17 protein-coding genes and 1 pseudogene are annotated in these 17627 nt (G+C 66.8%); 10 read left to right on the top strand and 8 right to left on the bottom strand.

Annotated elements, in window-relative coordinates; translation table 11 throughout:
• Both HEB94_RS01670 and HEB94_RS01665 read left to right on the top strand, forming a co-directional pair.
• Positions 1–507, top strand: coding sequence for an SRPBCC family protein (locus HEB94_RS01670; RefSeq protein ID WP_192748314.1), 507 nt, complete (start codon positions 1–3; stop codon positions 505–507).
• Positions 507–1127, top strand: coding sequence for a dihydrofolate reductase family protein (locus tag HEB94_RS01665; RefSeq protein ID WP_192748313.1), 621 nt, complete (start codon positions 507–509; stop codon positions 1125–1127). The genes HEB94_RS01670 and HEB94_RS01665 overlap by 1 nt, the downstream gene beginning before the upstream one ends.
• Before the next feature lie 226 nt (positions 1128–1353).
• Here HEB94_RS01665 and HEB94_RS01660 read toward each other — a convergent pair whose 3' ends face one another.
• The 3 genes from HEB94_RS01660 to HEB94_RS01650 form a co-directional block, all read right to left on the bottom strand.
• A complete protein-coding gene (locus HEB94_RS01660; protein ID WP_192748312.1) occupies positions 1354–2949 on the bottom strand; it encodes a S1C family serine protease in 1596 nt (531 codons plus the stop codon).
• A gap of 996 nt (positions 2950–3945) precedes the next feature.
• On the bottom strand, positions 3946–4818 hold the full coding sequence (locus HEB94_RS01655) for an alpha/beta fold hydrolase (protein WP_192748311.1): 873 nt from the start codon (positions 4816–4818) through the stop codon (positions 3946–3948).
• Positions 4819–4874: 56 nt separating this feature from the next.
• Positions 4875–5093 (bottom strand): MDR/zinc-dependent alcohol dehydrogenase-like family protein, encoded by a 219-nt coding sequence (locus HEB94_RS01650; RefSeq protein WP_238361381.1) that lies wholly within the window; start codon positions 5091–5093, stop codon positions 4875–4877.
• A 547-nt stretch (positions 5094–5640) separates the two neighbouring features.
• Between HEB94_RS01650 and HEB94_RS01645 the strand changes: the two genes are divergently transcribed.
• From HEB94_RS01645 to HEB94_RS01630, 4 genes are all read left to right on the top strand, one after another.
• Positions 5641–6030 (top strand): YybH family protein, encoded by a 390-nt coding sequence (locus tag HEB94_RS01645; protein WP_192748310.1) that lies wholly within the window; start codon positions 5641–5643, stop codon positions 6028–6030.
• A gap of 887 nt (positions 6031–6917) precedes the next feature.
• Positions 6918–7544: a hypothetical protein gene (locus tag HEB94_RS01640; protein ID WP_192748309.1), complete on the top strand. Its 627-nt coding sequence runs from the start codon at positions 6918–6920 to the stop codon at positions 7542–7544.
• 55 nt (positions 7545–7599) lie between these two features.
• A complete protein-coding gene (locus HEB94_RS01635; RefSeq protein WP_192748308.1) occupies positions 7600–7899 on the top strand; it encodes a hypothetical protein in 300 nt (99 codons plus the stop codon).
• Positions 7900–8048: 149 nt separating this feature from the next.
• On the top strand, positions 8049–8534 hold the full coding sequence (locus tag HEB94_RS01630) for an RDD family protein (RefSeq protein WP_192748307.1): 486 nt from the start codon (positions 8049–8051) through the stop codon (positions 8532–8534).
• On the opposite strand, the gene HEB94_RS01625 is transcribed toward HEB94_RS01630, so the two are convergent.
• From HEB94_RS01625 to HEB94_RS01605, 5 genes are all read right to left on the bottom strand, one after another.
• Entirely contained in the window at positions 8524–8670 is a 147-nt protein-coding gene (locus HEB94_RS01625) for a hypothetical protein (protein WP_192748306.1), read from the bottom strand. The two genes, HEB94_RS01630 and HEB94_RS01625, sit on opposite strands and share 11 nt — an antisense overlap.
• A gap of 113 nt (positions 8671–8783) precedes the next feature.
• On the bottom strand, positions 8784–10706 hold the full coding sequence (locus HEB94_RS01620) for an ABC transporter substrate-binding protein (RefSeq protein WP_192748305.1): 1923 nt from the start codon (positions 10704–10706) through the stop codon (positions 8784–8786).
• Positions 10707–10936: 230 nt separating this feature from the next.
• Entirely contained in the window at positions 10937–11449 is a 513-nt protein-coding gene (locus HEB94_RS01615; RefSeq protein ID WP_202896052.1) for a P-loop nucleotide/nucleoside kinase family protein, read from the bottom strand.
• A gap of 378 nt (positions 11450–11827) precedes the next feature.
• A complete protein-coding gene (gap, locus tag HEB94_RS01610) occupies positions 11828–12838 on the bottom strand; it encodes a type I glyceraldehyde-3-phosphate dehydrogenase (protein ID WP_192748303.1) in 1011 nt (336 codons plus the stop codon).
• A 5-nt stretch (positions 12839–12843) separates the two neighbouring features.
• On the bottom strand, positions 12844–13437 hold the full coding sequence (locus HEB94_RS01605) for a TetR/AcrR family transcriptional regulator (protein ID WP_192748302.1): 594 nt from the start codon (positions 13435–13437) through the stop codon (positions 12844–12846).
• Positions 13438–14067: 630 nt separating this feature from the next.
• On the opposite strand from HEB94_RS01605, the gene ku reads away from it, so the two are divergent.
• The 4 genes and pseudogenes from ku to HEB94_RS54180 all read left to right on the top strand — a co-directional run.
• Positions 14068–15099: a non-homologous end joining protein Ku gene (ku, locus tag HEB94_RS01600; RefSeq protein ID WP_192748301.1), complete on the top strand. Its 1032-nt coding sequence runs from the start codon at positions 14068–14070 to the stop codon at positions 15097–15099.
• Positions 15100–15567: 468 nt separating this feature from the next.
• Complete coding sequence (locus tag HEB94_RS01595) at positions 15568–15714, top strand: hypothetical protein (RefSeq protein WP_192748300.1); 147 nt, start codon at positions 15568–15570, stop codon at positions 15712–15714.
• Positions 15715–16978: 1264 nt separating this feature from the next.
• Positions 16979–17389 carry a Dps family protein gene (locus tag HEB94_RS01590; protein ID WP_337917439.1) on the top strand — a complete coding sequence of 137 codons (411 nt, stop codon included), beginning with the start codon at positions 16979–16981 and terminating at the stop codon, positions 17387–17389.
• Positions 17373–17612: pseudogene (locus HEB94_RS54180) on the top strand (methyltransferase domain-containing protein); the annotation flags it as partial. The gene HEB94_RS01590 and the pseudogene HEB94_RS54180, both read left to right, overlap by 17 nt.
• Positions 17613–17627: the final 15 nt, after the last annotated feature.

The raw sequence follows: 17627 nt of genomic DNA, 5'->3' as shown, positions 1-17627 counted from the left end.
ATGAGCACGACGGGACGAGGAACGCCGGAGCAGTCCGCGACGGCAGACCGGGAGATTGTCATCTCTCGGGTCATCAACGCCCCACGGGAGATGGTGTTCGTGGCGTTCACCGAGGTGCGGCACCTGTCGCGGTGGTGGGGACCGAAGGGGTTCACCACGACCACGCAGTCCTTCGAGTTCCGCGTCGGCGGAGAGTGGGACTTCGTGATGCACGGACCGGACGGGACGGACTATGACGAGTGGATCACCTGGACCGACATCGCCCCGCCCGAGCGGATCGCGATGCTGCACGGTGAGTCTCGCGGCGACCCGAACGCCTTCGAGTCGGTCCTGACCTTCGAGCCCGACGGTGTGGCGACCCGGATCCAGATGCGCACGGTGTTCGCCACCAAGGAACTACGCGATGAGGCCGCCGAGAAGTACCACGCGATCGAGGGCGGCCAGCAGACCCTGAGCAACCTGGCTGCCTACGTCACCGAGATCGTCCAGAAGGGAGCGGAGGGCTGATGGCCGGCAAGGTGTTCTTCAGCGTGTCGATGTCGTTGGACGGGTTCATCGCGCCCGAGTCCTCGACGGAGCTGATGGGGCGGCAGTGGATGGAGCTGCAGCGGTGGGTCTTCCCGACGCGGTTCTTCCGGGAGAACCTCAAGCTCGGCGGGGGCGGCGAGGAGGGCCGCGACAACGACATCGTGCGGGAGACGTTCGAGCGCACCGGCGTGAGCGTCATGGGTAAGCGCATGTTCGACGCCGGCGAGCAGATGTGGCCGGAGGAGGCACCGTTCCACACGCCGGTTTTCGTCGTGACGCACGAGAAGCGTGACCCCTGGGAGCGGCCGGGCGGGACAACCTTCCACTTCGTCAACGACGGCATCGAGACCGCACTCGACCAGGCCCGCGCGGCCGCCGGCGACCGAGACGTCCGCCTCGCGGGCGGCGGCGCGACGATACTGGAGTATGTGAACGCTGGCCTGGTCGACGAGTTCACGATCGCGCTGTCGCCCGTGCTGTTCGGCTCCGGGATCCGCTTGTTCGAGGGCGTGGACGCGGGCCGCGTGGCCCTGGAGCCGGTCCGCACGGAACACTCCCCGAGGGTGACGCATCTGACCTACGCAGTCCGGGAGCGGTAGGCGCACGGCCGACGACACACGGCGGACCGCGGACGCGAAGGAACACCCGGGCGGTTGGCACACAGACGGTTCTCGGACGCGGAAGGTCAGCACCGCAGATCCGCATCGCCCCCGCAACGCACGCCATCGCGCCGGCGACCGAAGTCTGGCCGCCTACCTCCGCGCAGACAAAAGGGCGGCGTTCCCTCCCCGCGGAACGCCGCCCTTGGCCGTGTCAGTCGACTGGTCAGCGATTCCCGGGGAAGGGAAGCTCGTCCTGGTTCCCACCGTCCTGTCCCGGGACCTGCTCCCCCTGCCCCGGCGACTGCTCCTGTCCCGGCGACTGGTCCTGGCCTCCCTGCTCGGGCTGCACAGGCTGCTGGGCCTTGCCACCGTCGGTCCCGAGGGTCGCCTGCGTGGTGAGGGTCCGACCGTCCCGCACGTACGTCAATTTCACCTTGACACCAGGCCGGTACGACCGGACCGCGGCGACCAGGGCGTCCGCGTCGGTGATGTTGCGGTCGTCCACCTTGGTGATCACGTCGCCCTCCCGCAGGCCGGCCTTGTCGGCCGCGCCGTTCGCGGTGACGTTCTGCACCTGCGCGCCGTTGGTCACTCCGTTGCTGCTGGCGGACGCCCCGGCCGTCACACCCAGTTGGGCGTGCTCGGCGCGTCCCTCGTCGATCAACTGCTTGGCGATCGGCCTGGCCTCGTCGATCGGGATCGCGAACCCGAGGCCGATGGAGCCGCCCTCCTGCTCACCGGAGCCGCTCAGGATCGCCGAGCTGTTGATCCCCACGACCTGACCGGCCATGTTGACCAGGGCGCCGCCGGAGTTGCCGGGGTTGATGGCCGCGTCGGTCTGGATCGCGTCGATGACGGTGTTCTGGTCCTCACTCGAGTCGCTACTGGGAACCGGTCGGTCGAGCGCGCTCACGATGCCCGAGGTCACCGTGCCGGAGAGCCCGAGCGGCGACCCGATCGCGACGACGTTCTGGCCCACGCTCAGATCCCCGGAGCTACCGAGCACCGCGGGGGTCAGCCCGGAGGTTCGGCTGGCTCTGAGCACCGCCAGGTCGGTGACCGGGTCCGTCCCCACCACCGACGCCTTCACCGTCTTCCCGTCGTTGAACGTCACGCTCAGGCTTCCCCCCTGGCCCGCCGCGGCGACGTGGTTGTTGGTGAGGATCAGGCCGTCCTTGCTGAGCACGATCCCGCTGCCGTTACCCGAACCCTGCGACGTCGCGATCGTGATCGACACGACGCTCGGCAGCAGCTTGTTCGCCACCTGCTGCACGCTGCCCGCCGGAGCGTTCGACGCGCCCTCGAACCTCGCCACCGGCTGGTCAAGTGCCGTGGAGTTGAAACCACCCTCACCACGGGTGAGGAAGTACGTGGCGGCGGTCCCGGCCCCTCCGCCGACCAGGCCAGCCGCGAGCGCGAGCGCGACGACGGCCGCCGCGCCGCGCCGACGGGGCCGCCCCGAGCCGGACCCGCTCCCCGGCCCGTCTCCCCCCGGCCGGTCACCACCGGACCAACCACCGCCGGGCCGCTGACCGTACGGCGGCAACGGCGGCTGTCCAGGCGGCCGCTGCTGGCCGTACGCGTACGGCGGGACGAAGTCGGGGAGCGGCCGGGTGTGCTCCCAAGCACCGTCGGACTCCGCCTCAGCGCTGGAACCCGCGCCGACGGGGGATCCGCCAGAACCGCCCGAGCTACCAGAACCGCCCGAGTTACTGGACGGGATCGGCTGGCCCACGGACCGGGGCTCAGCCGGCTGATGCGCGGAGGGCGCCGATCCGTCAGTGCGGTCCGGCTGTCCCGAAGGTGTGGTCTCGGTCATGGCCCCAAGGTTCTCCCCGTCAGCTGAGACCACTCTGAGAGCTGCCCCAAAGATCCCGGAGAAACCTGCCAAACTCCTCGGGTCCGCGCCGAGATTCACCCGATCGCGCACGGAAAGGCAACGCTCCCCCGACCAGACCGGAATCCCCGAAACGCGAACTCCCGCGTCGAAGATGCTTTGGGTGATTCGCCGTCAGTGCGCGGCGTCGTGGGCGTGACGGGCAGCGACGATCGCCGCCCGGTGGCGTCCGGCCGTCCCGTGCAGCGAGGGCCTCCAGCCGTTTGTGTACTTCCTCGATGAGCGCGGTGAGCCGTGGCGGGAGGCGATCGGGTCGTTGATGACCAGATCCGTGCGGCGGCGCTGACCGTCGCGGACAGCTCCGCGATCTGGGCCCTCGCTTGCCCGCCCAGACCGTGGCGGCCAAGCGAGGGCGACAGCGGCGGTTGCCTGGGTTCAGCGGCGCCGGGTATTTGAAGCCGCGGTAGGACGGGTGCGGCAGGGTGGCGTCGAAAAGGACCTCGCCGGTGGGGGAGAACTCCGTCAGCCGGGCAGCCGAACCCCAACACACGAGAACGTTGCGGTTGGGCAGGCGTTGTGCGCTGCCCATGGCGTTGGCTTGGATGCCGGGGATGCTCATGCTGCACACGAGCGAGGCGGTCCGGGCGGCCGGGTTGACGCGCAACCAGACGACCCGGGTCGGGCGAAAATCTTGTTGCCGTTGTCGAACAGCCGGATCACTGTGGGCTTCTCATAGCGTGGGTGGTGCTGGAAGGCGAATGTCGCCTTCGGCGGGACCGAGAACGAGCCGGACTCCCCTGAGGGGGCGAGGCTCCCTGTGACGGGGGCGGCCGAGTGGGTGGGCCTGTCGGAGCTGATCTCGAGCAAGATCGCGATCACGGCCGCGCCGGTAGCATCGACAGCGGCCAATCCTGCGGGCAGGGTGACCTCGATAGTCGCTGGAATGGCCGCTGGAGCGGACTGCATCGAGGACCGCGTTCACGACGAAAAATCGTCTAGCCAGTTTCTGCGCAAGAGTTCGTTGAATTCGTCGGCTCGTTCTTCGGGGAAGTAGAGTCGCGCGCCGGCTAGCTCGATTGGGGGCATTGCCCCAGGTATGGTCTCCGCCAGCCAGTAAGCCCATCTTACTGGGAAGTAGACGTCGTCTGTTGCCCAGACAATCAAGGTCGGGGCCTGCAATTGACGCAGCTGAGACTCGATCGCAAGTGTGTGGCTGTTGTCGAACGCCGCCAAAAAACGCTCCAAGTCATGGGTGCGCTGTTCGCTACGCAAGTGCGGCCGAAGATAGGTCTCAATGTCGGTGTCTGAGACGTCCTCGGGTCGTTCGTAGGCGACACCGAGTGCATCGGGGGAACGAAAGTTCTCCTTGTTGGCCAACATAGCGTGCAAAGTATCACTAAGGTGACCACTGGCGGCCATATCGAGGAAGGGTTGGAACGTCTCGGGGGGCCAGTTGTCGTGAGTTTCGCAGTTGGTGAGGGTCAAGGTCCGTACCCGCTCTGGGTAGAGCGCCGCGAAGATTTGCGAGATGCCGCCACCGCTGTCATTGCCAACCAGGTCGACCTGATCGATCCCGAGAGCGTCGAGGAATTCCCTGATCATGTGGGCGTTGGCAGTGACTGATACGTCTTGGCTAGGTTCGATCTCGGTGTCGCCGTGCGCAAGCAAGTCCACCGCGATGCAGCGGCGGATGTCAGAAAGCCCCGCAAGTTGATGACGCCACACGTGCTTATTGAGCACCGCCCCAGGGACGAAGAGTGCGACAGGGCCAGAGCCCTCTTCGGCGTAGCCGATGCGGCCGGACGCCGTATCCACGCTGCGGATTGCCGATGTGAGTTTCTGATTAGCCATGAGTCCATCCATGATGTTGTTCGATGGCAGGACCGGATAGCCCTCGAGTGTTTACCTTATTCTCTGAGCGAGAGAGAATCCCGGGGGATCGACGGCGTTCGGTCACGGTTGACGCGATCGGTCCAGGTCGAGAGCCACTCCAGTTCAGTCGGGACGAAGCCCGACACATGAACCTGATCAACGACGTCGTTGATCGCCCCGGGCGGCTTAGGCCGCTCCACCAGCGTCATCCTGGCCGTTCCCGCAGCCTCATCCGTCACCACAATCGCCTTCATCGGGCACCCTCCCTTCCACAGTCCTCGCCTGCACGGCACTTTCGGTTCACCAGTGTGAGAGGCACCAGACCCCGGCGCCTGGGCCAGTCGGACGCACAGACAGTCTGGTTGTCCATGGCCCCATCGTGAGCACATCACCAGCGGGGCTGCCAGGACCGACCTTCTCTCAGCTAAGAGGCCGAACCTCATGGGCTCGCGGGACCTACGAGCGGTTCAGCGCTTCTTCGGCGTTGGCTAACGTCTGCCGCATCTGCTCCGCCATCGCAGAAAGTCGGTGATCGCGTTGTTCGTGTCGGCTGGTTCGGGCGCGTGGAGCTGTGCGCGCCAATGTGAGAACTGTCGGGAGATGTAGATCGTGTCGTCGTGCCGCACGGCCTGTGCCGACTAGCCATGGCTACCCCAGGGCGGGGCGGGAGCGGGCTTCTCTGGGTTGAGCAGTGGCATCGAGCTCTCCTCGTGATCGTCAAGCAAATGTCGATTCACCCGCGCTAGGATGACCGCATCGCAGTTCAACCAACACGAATACGAACGCGAATAGGAGACCGTGATGTCCGAGTCCTATTCACTCCCCACTGAACCCGAAGGCGTCATCCCGTCGCTGGTTGAGCGATTCAACTCCGGCGAGGTCAGCGCGCTGAAGAGCTTGTACGAGGGGGCCGTGCTCGTCGCGGACGACGGGCGAACCGTCACTGATCCCGCTGAGATCATGGCCGAACTCCACCTCGGCCTGCGACTGGAGGCCAGCGCGCGCCATGTGTTCGTTGCCGGCGATACCGCCCAGATCGTGGCGGACTGGGCAGTTGATGGCACAGGTCCCGACGGCAAGCACGTGCACGTCGAAGGCACAGCAAGCGATACCGTGCGCCGCGGCGCCGATGGACACTGGCGGTACCTGATCGACAATCGTCTTGGGACGGCGGTGCGACAGGCCGCGTGACACGTGGCCACGGCAGCTCCCGGCATGGATCCACTCTTCAGCGTGGCGTCGACGATCATCACCACGTGGTGAAACTGCCTGTATCACCGAGATCAAGTCTCACGCTCAACTCACGCGTTCGATTCCTTCGAACAAAACCTAAGGTGATTGGATTTCCAAAATCACTCCATACTTGTAAGGCTTTCTTATCACGCTTCAAGAGGAAGCTGGGCGGCTACAGGTGTTACCCCGCCATGACGTGATGTTATGGTGACGACCGACGTCAGGTCATCGGCCCGGGACACGGCTCTTCACACACCTCGCTGACGGTGTGGGCTTGGAGATGGCTGCCCGGTCGCCGAACGCGCCATTGGGGATCGCCTGCACGCGATCGAGCGGATGGGGACCTGTCGAAACAGCCGTACTACGTCGTGCGCACCGACGAGAAGACGGCATTGGGGTAAGCGGTAGGGAACCAGTCGCACGGAGACGATGCGGCGTGGTCGACACACGATCACGCCGCCTCGGCGCCCGCTATCGGCACGCTCGTCGAGCGACGCACCCGCTCCGTGATCCTCGTTCACGTTCCTACCGGCAGGCCGACCGCGGCGGCGATGCGGGGGGCATCGCGACAGCGTTGGGGGTTCTCCTGGCCTGGCTACGCCGGACGTTGACCTGAGATCAGGGCAAGGAGTTCGCGCTGGTCACCCTCTACGCCCTGGCGTGCGCAGGGGCCGCTCGAGGCAGGGCGTACGGCATGAACCACTGCTGGTTCGTGAGGCCGAAGCGTCGCTGCACGCACCGTTTCCAGCCCGTTACTAGGTAGATGCAGCGGCGGAAGTTTTCGCACGGTGCATATGCACCTGTGATACTTGAGGTTCCCACCACCACAGAACGGGGACCACGCTTTGTCGACCACCACCGCCGCCGAGGCCTTCGCAGCGAAGTTCGTCGCAATCAGGACACCGGTTCCTGGACTCACTCTGGTCGGCGAGGTCATCGCCCCCGGCCTCGCGATCACGCCGGCAGTCGGACTGGATGGGTTCACCGGCTACTGGTCCCTCATCCACATCCGGTCCGGCCAGCAGGTGAACCAGTTCGGGTTTCTCGACATCGACGACCTTCGTGCCGCCGCGAAGCCCATCATCGACGCCGGCATCAGCTGGGACGTCCCGGCGGGCGACCTGACCGACGAGGCTCGCATGGTCGCACAGACGGCTTTGCAGCAGAAGGTCGACGAGATTCACAGGCAGGACCAGATCCAGGACCACGAGGCGCCGTTCGCCGTCCCGGCTGAGGTGTTCAACCAGCCGCCGCCGGCGGCAGCTCAGCCAAGGGAGCCGAAACCTGGTGACACTGTCAGAATCGGGACCGGCGCCCACGCCGGCGAAGTCGGTGTCGTCGTCCCGTCTCCAGACCCCTCGTACTGGGAGGGCAACATCTGGGTCGACCTCGCTAACGGTCGCCGCGCCCAGGCTTACCAGCGCGAGGAGCTGACCGTCACGGAGGCTGACCCGGACGGGCCGCAGGCCTGATCGAGCGCCGGACCTCCGTAACCCCACCCACGACACCCAAGCCACGGAGCTCCAGGTGCCTAACCAGCCGAAGACACCGAACCGGCCGATCCGGATCCCCGACGGGATCTGGGTGTCAGCGCAGGAGATCGCCGCGCGCGCCGAGACCGACTCCGCGGTGGTGCACGCCGACCTGACCCGGTACGTGCGCCGGCGCTGGCGGCTCCTCTCGGCGGACACCCGCGCCTGGGTCAAGCGCGAGTTCCCGCCCTCTACGACGAAGTCACCGGCAGGGGAGTCGAGACGTGACAGAGCTCGCTCGCCTCGTGGCGGAGGGCGACGACGCCGGCCAGGCACGGACAAAGCGCACAAGTGAGTGGATCGGGCACAAGAAGCGATCCATGAACACCTCTACGCCTGGGACGTGAGCACATCGCCACCGGTGAGGGTGCTGTCGAGCTTGAGGTCGCTTGCGAGCGGGAGGTCGTGAGGATGACAGGCGAGGCGAGTCCTCGTGTGCGCCGGATGGTCGCGCTGGGATGGGACTACCTGCTGATCGTTGGCTGGCTGGCGCTGCTGGCCGGGCTATATCTGCTGGGGTTGAGACCGCTGGACCGGTTGGCCGGTGCACCTCTGGTCGTGGCCGACCTGGCGATCACCGGCCTCAGCGTAGTGCCCGTATGGGTCTATCTGGTCGTGACCGAGGCCGGCACGGTACAAGCCACGTGGGGAAAGCGGCGCGCCAAGCTGATTGTGACCGTCGGCAGCGGCAGCGGCAGGGCAGGGCAGGTCCGCGTCATGGCCCGCAACGCCGTGAAACTGTTGCCGTGGGAGCTCGCCCACCTTGCCGTGCTGCGATTCTGGACGGGGGAGGACGACTCGGTGGTCGCGGTGGTTGCCTTGGTGCTTTGCTACGGACTGATCGTTGCCACCGTGGCGCTGATGCTGTTACGCCCCGATCGGGCCGCGCTGCACGACCTGGTGGCGGGCACCCGCGTGGTCACCCGGTAGTCGCGTGCACTGCCGGGGTGTGCGATCCGAAGCCGTCGACGATGTGGCCGTCGTTCATCGAGCTGACCACCCGGAGCTGGCTGAGGAAGCGGACGGCGGCCGCGGTCTCGGATGCGGCGCCGTCAGCGAACTGCACACCGGCCCCGGACCCCCGCCATGCTCACTGCTACCAGGACGTTAGAGAGGCGAGCGTTGCTTCGCGTCGAGGCGGACATGGGCGGTGGAGGCGGCCAGTTGAGCCTCGACCCTCTACTCGTCGCTGATGAAGTACTGTTCGGGGTTCGTCGGCCCGGGCGTCGGATAGAGGAACGACTGCGGTATCTCACGCGGCACGTTGTGGAAGTTGTTCTTGACGATGCCGTACGACGGCGGCATCAGAATCGTCCCGATGTGGAAGAAGAACTCCTTCGCGATCTGCAGGAGCTGACGCAGCAGCTCGTCGCGAGCACCCTCGTCCACCGTCTCCCGGATCTGGTCGTACAACTCCATCTGCCGCCGCACCGGCGGCGGTGGCTCCTCACCGCCCTCACCTCTGGTCTGGTACCACTCCATCCACTGGCCCGCGTAGTTGACCGACTCGCTCGTGGACGGGAAGTACCAGTCCGTACGCATGAGCGGCTCGATCCACCCGCCGCCCTCGGCCTGCCACACGACCGCGTCATGGTGGCCCGCATCGACCCGCTCGCTCCACAGCGTGCGGTCCTCGTTCTTGACCTGCATGTCGATGCCGACAGCCCGCCAGTGGCCGCGGACGAGCTGCATCGTGTCGGGCCACTCCGCGCGGTAGGCGGTGGGTACCTCGACCGCGAAGGAGATCCGCCGGCCGTCCGGACCGAGCCGGAACCCCGCGCTGTCCCGCTTGGCGAAGCCGGCGCGGTCGAGGTGCTCGTTGGCCAGATCCACGTCGTACTTGGTGTACTGCTTGGCCATCTCCTCGTCGTAGTACGGCGAGGAGTCGCGCGGCGCCACCTGGTACGGCTCGCCCTGCCGCTGGTAAACGGAGTCGATGATCTCCTGGCGGTTCATCGCGTAGGAGAGCCCCACCCGGAAGTCGCGGTTGCCGAAGATCTCTCGCTTGACCGGATCGCGGTGGTTGAGGTTCAGCGCGATGACGCAGGCGGTGGAATCCGACGGGATCTCGTCGAAGAAGCGGTAGCCGCCCTTCTCTCGGGCGGCGGCGAGGACCGGCTTGTCCCGCAGCGTGTTGATCGTGCGGTCCTGCATGTCGAAGTCACCGTTGCTCGCCGCGAGGATCATCACCTGCGGGTCGGCGATGTAGCGGTAGATGAGCCGGTCGATGTAGGGCAGCTGGCTGCCTTCGGGGTCGGTCTTCCAGTAGTACGGGTTGCGCTCGTAGATGTAGCGGGATCCTTCCCCGAACACCGTCCGCGGCACCCAGGCGTGCAGGCGCGGCAGTTCCTTGTTCTGCCACTGGTCCGACTTGGCGAGAAGGAGCTCCATCCAGCTGGGCTGGTCCTCGCTGTCCACCAGCGCCTCGACGCCGGGGTTGAACTTCTGGTGGAACTGTTCCATGTAGTGCCGGGGGAAGCCGAGAATGTCGGAGGCGTCCGGCGTGGCATGCAGGCGGACGAAGAGGCTGTTGGGCCGGGGGAAGGTGAAACGCACCGTCGTGGCGTCCACCTGTTCGATCTTGCCCGCGGTGTCCCCTGGGACGTACATCGAGGGAGGGATGGGAAAGAGGTCCTCGTTGAGGAGGACCTCGTTGTAGGCGAAGACGAGGTCCTCAGCCGTGAAGTCCTCGCCGTCCGACCACTTCATCCCCCTGCGAAGGGCGACGACGAACGCCCGGCCGCCGTCCTCCACCTCGATGCTCCGGGCGACGTTGGGGATGACCTCCTGGAACGCCGGATCCCAGCGCATGAGGTTCTCGTAGCCGACCGTGCGCGTGAGCCATGCGGCGTCGGACGGGCCGAGGATGCCGCTCGTCCATTCACCGCCGTACACTCCGATGCGGTCGTTGGGCTGGACGACGACCGGATCCTCCGGTAGCCGCTCGGCCACGGGCGGGAGCTTGCCCTCCTTGACCAGGGCCGCGAGCGTCGGCGCCTCCTTGCCCTTGGCCGTCGAGGCGCCCCTTTCGCGCGGCTGTCCCTCCCGCTCGCCGCTGGGGTCGGTTGAGAGGAGGTCGCAGCCGCTCACGGTGGCTGTCACGAGGAACGCTCCGCCGCCTACCCGCAAAAGTTCTCGCCTGGTGATGTCGCTTCGATCCCACGCCCGGCCGCCGATGACGCCCTCGCTCCTTCTGCGTCATGTCCGCCGAACCTGCTGCGGAGAGGCCGCAGAGACAAGTTGGGATAGCGTTTTCCAGGATTGTAGGGACGGCTTCGGTGAGCGACAACGCCGAGACCGCGGCCGAACCGGGTCACGCTCGGCTGGACCCCTTAGCTGTCGGCGCACGTGGGCCATGTGTCTACCGCCCACTCCGGCCAGCTCGACCAGCCCGCCGGTGGGGTGGGAATCTCGCCGCCGGCGAGTTCGGCGGCGCCAGGCACCTGGAACTGCTCCCGCCACGCATCCAGGTCGGCCTCGCTCATCGGGAACGTCTGATGCGGTGTTGTTTCCTGGCGGAGCGCGATGCGGGCTAGCTGGACGTCCTTGTCCACGGGCAGGTAGACCACCTGGCATGATGCCCCGACCGACCGGGCGAGCCAGCGCAGTGCCGACCGTTCGTCGCGGCTCCAGAGCCCGAAGTCGAGTACGACGCTGGTCCCCAGCCGCAGCGCCTGTAGGGCGACCGAGATGAGCCGCCCTTCGAGCACCCAGCGCTTTCCGTCGGCCATCGAATCGCCGAACAGCGGGATCATCCAGTGATCTGGGGTCAGCCGCAGTGCCCGGTGGGTTGCGGCGAGCTCTTTGGCGTGGGTGGTTTTCCCAGCCCCGGGCAGCCCGACCATCAGGAACAGGGTGGCGGCACGCGGGTGCTGCGTAGCGCTGGGTCCGGCTGCATGCGGGTGCTGTGAATCGAAACGCTGCGACTGAGACATGACTTCCCTGATCAGGCAGGACGACCTGGCGTCACAGGAATATGAGTGACTGCCAGCAGGGCACTGATCCGGCGGTACGTCCTGGCACTGCCCCACGTGGGGCAGGCAATGACCGCGGTTACAGGAACCGCGGTACCGCCGCTAAGCGGCGGTTGTAGTCATGGGAGCGCAGCAGCACATGCCTTGATCGTAGCGGACAGTCGATCCTGTGCGGACGGCCACGCCACGTGAACGGACCTCCAGCCGGTAGACCCGCTACCGGCCGGAGGTCCGTCGTGGTCATCGGCGTCAGGCCACCGCGGTCGCTCCGATCCGCTCGGAGAACTCGACGAGGCGGTTGGAGAAACCCCACTCGTTGTCGTACCAGCCGAGCACCTTGACCTGGTTGCCGACGGTTTCGGTCAGCGGCGCGTCGAAGATCGAGGAGTAAGGGTTGCCGACGATGTCCGCGGAGACCAGCGGCGCCTCGGAGTACTGCAGGTAGTGCCGCAGCTGCTCGGAGCCGGCCGCCTCACGGAACGCCGCGTTGACGTCTTCGACGTCGGCGCTCTGCCGCAGGACCACGGTGAGGTCGGTGATCGAACCCACCGGGACGGGGACGCGCAGCGCGGCACCGGTGAGTCGCCCGTCGAGCTCGGGGATGACCTTGCCGATCGCCTTCGCCGCACCCGAGGACGTCGGGATGGTCGACACGGCTGCCGCGCGGGCCCGGCGCAGGTCGGAGTGCGGCGCGTCGTGGAGCCGCTGGTCGCCGGTGTAGGCGTGGACCGTCGTCATCAGTCCTGACTCGATGCCGAAAGAGTCGTTGAGCACCTTCGCCAGCGGCGCCAGCGAGTTCGTGGTGCACGAGCCGTTGGAGAAGACGTCATGGCTGTCCGGGTCGAGCTTGTCGTCGTTCACCCCGAGAACGAACGTGGGGACGTCTCCCTTGGCCGGCGCCGAGATGATGACCTTCCTCGCGCCCCCCTTGAGGTGGGCCGCCGCCGCGACGCCGTCGGTGAAGTGGCCGGTTGACTCGATGACGACGTCGGCGCCGACGTCACCCCAGGGGATGCTGGCCGGGTCGGACTGCGCGAAGACCTTCATGGACGTGCCCTGAACGGTGATCGCGTCGCCGTCGAAGGCGACGCCGTCCAGGTGGCCGGAAACAGAGTCCCACTCGAGCAGGGTGGCCAGCGTGCGGGCGTCGGTGAGGTCGTTGACCGCGACCACCTCGACGTCGGCGTTGTTCGCCAGGGCCGCGCGCAGGTAGCTGCGCCCGATCCGCCCGAACCCGTTGATGCCGATGCGTACAGTCATGGCGTTCAGTTACTCCTGTTGGTCTTGTGGTTGGGCACGGATGGTTTCGCCGCCCGGAGCAGGTCGAGGGCGCCGGCGAGGGCGTCGTCGAAGGGGCCCTGGTCCTGCTGTGCGATCGCGAGCACGTAGCCGCCCTGCAGGACGGCCATCAGGGTGTGGGCGAGGCGCTCGGGGTCGAGGTCGTCCCGCAGTTCGCGGGCGGCGATTGCCTCGCGTAGCACGTTGACCCAGCTGAGGTGGACCTGAGCGAACGCGCGTGCCACCGGGGCCAGCAGCACCGGGTCCTCCCGGACCTGCGGGTCCTGGGTCATCCGGCCGACCTTGCAGCCCTTGAGGGCGTCGCGCGGACGCATCAGGTAGGCCTCGATCCGGGCCATCGGGTCGCCCGGACCGTCGAGTTCAGAGGCGCCCGGAAGCAGGTCGGCGACGTTGCGCTCGAGGGCGGCGAGCGCCAGGTCGCGTTTGGTCGGGAAGTGGTGGTACATGCTGCCCTGGCCCACACCAGAGCGTTGGCGGACCTCACGCGGGCTGGTGTCGGCGTAGCCGCGCTCCCACATGAGCTCGCCCATCGTCTCGACCAGAAGCTGCCGCGAGTCCATGACGCGAGTGTACATACCTAAAGGTACAGCCCATGTTTGCCCCACTCAGTTGCTCATCAACGCACCCACTGGACTCGGTGCTCGCCATGCGCACCCGTCAACGCAGCCCTCGCCTGGCGCCAGCTCATCCTCGACACGCCGCAGATCCGAAGGCCCCCCGGCGAAGGGGCGCCGTCTGATCACGTCACCCCACGACCAGGCAGCCAGGCAACCAAGATCCTCTCTAGCGTTAATCCTGTACCGATCTTCCTCAGCCCCGTACGCGCGCAACCGGGCTGGACCTGCTCCCCACACCGTCGGCTCACCCGACACCGTCCCGACCAACTGGCCGAGAGGCTGGGCGCGGTCTCGGCCATGTCATCGACGCCCCGGGTGGCCGCGTCGCGATGCACTACACCACTCTGGCGGCCACCGCCGTACGCGCTGGTAGACCGCCGCAACCACGCCGTCGCGGCGGCGGATCACCCCATGCTCCGCGTACGGTGGATCGGTGGATGGCGCCTATGAAAAGGGGCCGGATCTGGGTGTCCGCCTGGGTGTCCGCCACCTGGGTGCCTCTTCCGCGGCGGAGCACAGGAACGGCTTCCCTGCGGCTGCGACAAGGACGGCGACAAGGACAAGGATGAGAGCATGGCGCGACAGATCTGGAGTGGCTCGCTCAGTTTCGGGCTGGTGAACGTCCCGGTCGGGCTGGTGAGCGCCACCGAGCAGAAGGACGTGTCCTTCCACCAGCGTGAGGCCGAGACGAACGCCCGGATCCGCTACAAGCGGGTGGCCGAGGGCACCGATCGCGAGGTCGACTACAAGAACATCGTCAAGGGCTACGAGCTGCCTGGAGACAAGTTCGTCACCCTGACGCAGGAGGAGGTCGACGCCGCCAGCCTCGGTCGGTCCCGGTCGCTCGAGATCACCGACTTCGTCGACCTCGCGGAGATCGATCCCGTCTACTACGAGAAGACCTACTACCTCGCCCCGCGTGAGGAGAGCGCGCACGAGGCCTACGCCCTGTTGCGGGACGCGATGGAGCAGACCGGTCTGGCCGGAGTCGGGTCCTTTGTGATGCGGGGCAAGGAATACCTCGCCGTGATCCGGCCGTGGAAGCAGGTCCTCGTCCTCCAGACGTTGCTGTTCGCCGACGAGGTGCGTGACCCGGAGGACGTGAACGACGATCTGCCTGCGGCGCGCAAGAGCACCTCGCGTGAGATGAAGGCGGCCGTCAACCTGATCGAGCAGCTCGCGACACCCTGGAAGCCCGAGAAGTACGAGGACACCTACCGCGAGCGTCTGCTCGGCATCGTCAAGGACAAGGCGAAGGGCCGCGAGATCAGTCTCGAGGAGGTCGAACCGGAGGAGAGCAACGTCGTCGACCTCATGGACGCCCTCCGGCGAAGCGTGGAGGAGGCCAAGAGCGGCCGGGCCGGCCCCGGCCAGGCCAAGAAGGCCGGATCGAAGTCCGGTGCGTCGAAGCGCAGCGCCACGGACGCTGCGGCGAAGAAGTCCGGTCGGGGGTCGAGTGCCTCCGGCGGAGGGCGCCGGAAGTCCGCGACCGTCGGAGCGCTCAGCAAACAGGAGCTTTACGAGCGCGCGACGAAACTCGGCATCGACGGCCGCTCCAACATGAGCAGGGCCCAGCTCCAGAAGGCGGTCGAGAAGGCGTCCTGACCCGGGTTCCTCGAGGTCACTGCATACAGGCGAAGCCGCCAGAGCAGGCAAACCCAGCTCGCGCAGGGCGCTCGCCAGGAGGATCGCCGGCCGCGGGTCGCGCGGTTCGACATTCCTGGCATCCCGGTTCGCTGGGGATCGTAGCCGCTCATCGAGCGTCAGGGTCGGGGGCTAGCTACGGATGGGGTCCGACCAGGGCCCGGCTGCTCGCGCGCCGAACTGGTGCACCACCCTCTCCCAGCGGCGACGCCGACTCCTGTGCGCGTCGGTGGGGGCTCGCAGAACGTCGTCGAGCGAACGCATGTAGCCGAGACTCGGGTGACCAGAGAACCTTCGGAGCATGAGCAACGTCGGCGTCCCTGCGAGCATCTCCGGGGCGCTTGTTGTGGGTTTGCGGGTGTCAGACGTATTCGCCGAGCCGGGGCAGGAGGGTGGCGAGTTGCCGACGCTGGCCAATCGAGGCGGGCGGTGGCCAGTGCGGTGGGCACCGCTCGCACCTTGGTGGGTTGGCTGGTGGGCGGCCTGACCGGCTTCACGGTCGACGGCGCCGCGCAGCGCAACGCGTGGGAGGCGACCTGCGATGACCTGCAACGTCGCACCAGTGCAGCGCTGTGAGTCCACGATGAGCCCGGCGCACCAGGCGACGCAGAGCCGTCGCTCAGGCAGGTGATGCATGAGGCGATCCGGAGCGGGAACGCGCACACGCCCAACTGCGCCAAGCCACCACTCAACTCGTCCGAGACCCCACCGAGAACGGCCTACGCGACGCCGTCGCGGCAGCGATGATCAGAGAACTGCTCAGCCGTGTCCGCTACGCCGCGGCACTGAAGGCCCTCGGATGACCCGTCCCCGACTATTCTCATCATCGACATGCCAATAGACCACCACCCCTGACCGAGCAGAGGCCGACTTCAGGTCCACTCACGAGGGCCCGCCGGTAGGGAACTCTGCTGACGATCATCCGCACACCGACACCAACCGCGGGGTCGACGGGGTGGGAGCAGGCTCCTCACGATCGGTCGTGACCATACGAGAGGGCGGAGCCGAGGCACGAGAAATCAGGTGCGGAGCAGCACCCGAACAGGACGAAATCAGTCCGCTGACCACGGGCCGACGAAGCCATAGCACGGCCCACTCCCGACAGCGCTGTCGGGAGTGGGGCGACTAGTGGCGGCCGGTGTGGCCGCCCACGGCACGAAAGGGAACCTACACCGGCCGCTATGAGCGGTGCGGAGCGCCGCGCCAGAGTCCTGCAGCGTCGCATCTGGCGCGGCCTTCTAGGAAAGGGCACCCGCACCGCATGTCGACTGACCCTCACAAGGCGCCGCCACCCCCAGGGGCAGCGCGGCCCGCCGGGTCAGCCTCGCTTGGCGGATCCCCGCCAGATGCCGAACAGATGAGACGCGAGGCCGCGCGCTCAGGCTCCCACCAGTGAGCCTGTCCCGGAAGCACGCGGAGCCGCATCTGGCTCTATCCGAGGATCCGCAGTCATGGTGTTTTTGTTGTCTCGACAGGCACGTTAGCTTTGACATACGGCCGGAACACGGGACCATGGGCCATTTGAGCCGGGACCTACGGCGTACGCCTGCGCCACGCGCCCCGACTTCGGCTTAACGCCAGCTCCTGTCACATCCTGTGATTCATCACTGACGTCACTCGAAGCCCGCCACCTGTAATGTATTTGGCCTCTGCGGTGATTAGACGGGGGCAAGTGAACGCCGCTGCCATGATATTCCGGTTAGATCAGAAATTCCTCGCAGTCCTCGATTCCTACGCTTCGCTTTGCCGACCGAATGTCTGCATATCGATCAATGGGCGCGCAGGCTGGAACCAGGTTTTGTTCGATCTCCCAACCGAAGACACGAGAGGGAGGGTTGTCGTGAACGCCAAGTCAACGGGCACGCTGCCCGCGAAGGACATCGCCCGGGTCATGCAGCCGGTACTCGTCGATCTGCTCGGACTCGCACTCAACGGCAAGCAGCTGCACTGGCACGTCCAGGGCCGGCTCTTCCTGCCGATCCACCAGCGTCTCGACAAGGTGATCAAGGACGCCCGCGGCTTCGCCGACGAGGTGGCCGAGCGGCTGGTCGCCCTCGGCGTACCCGGCGACGGCCGGCCGCCGACCGACTCGTCCGCGCTCGGAAGGTCGCCGCCTGGTGCTCATCATCGCTCGGCGGTGCAGCTCGTTTGGGGTCAGACAGGGGTGCGTTTGCGGCCCGCACACTCTCGCGCCACCGCGACGTGCCGTGCTCAACCCGTTCGATGTGCCGCACATGGTCAATGGCTATGAGCACTCGCGACCACCTGTTCACCGACATGTCATCGAACGCGTTGCACGCAATCTCGATCTCGACCGCTCAGTCTCGTGTGCCCTCGACGTTGGATGCGGCGTGGGACTTTCGACCGTGCCGCTCGCACACCTCGCGCTCCGACGCATAGGCATAGAGCCATCAGCGCTCATGCTGCGTCACGCACGTCACCTCGATCCGGACGCGCTCTACGCGGTAGGTGCTGCGGAGGCACTGCCG

It is taken from the genome of Actinopolymorpha pittospori, from assembly GCF_014873875.1.
In the GTDB taxonomy this organism is placed as follows: domain Bacteria; phylum Actinomycetota; class Actinomycetes; order Propionibacteriales; family Actinopolymorphaceae; genus Actinopolymorpha; species Actinopolymorpha pittospori.
This window is presented reverse-complemented; position numbering and strand designations above follow the sequence as displayed.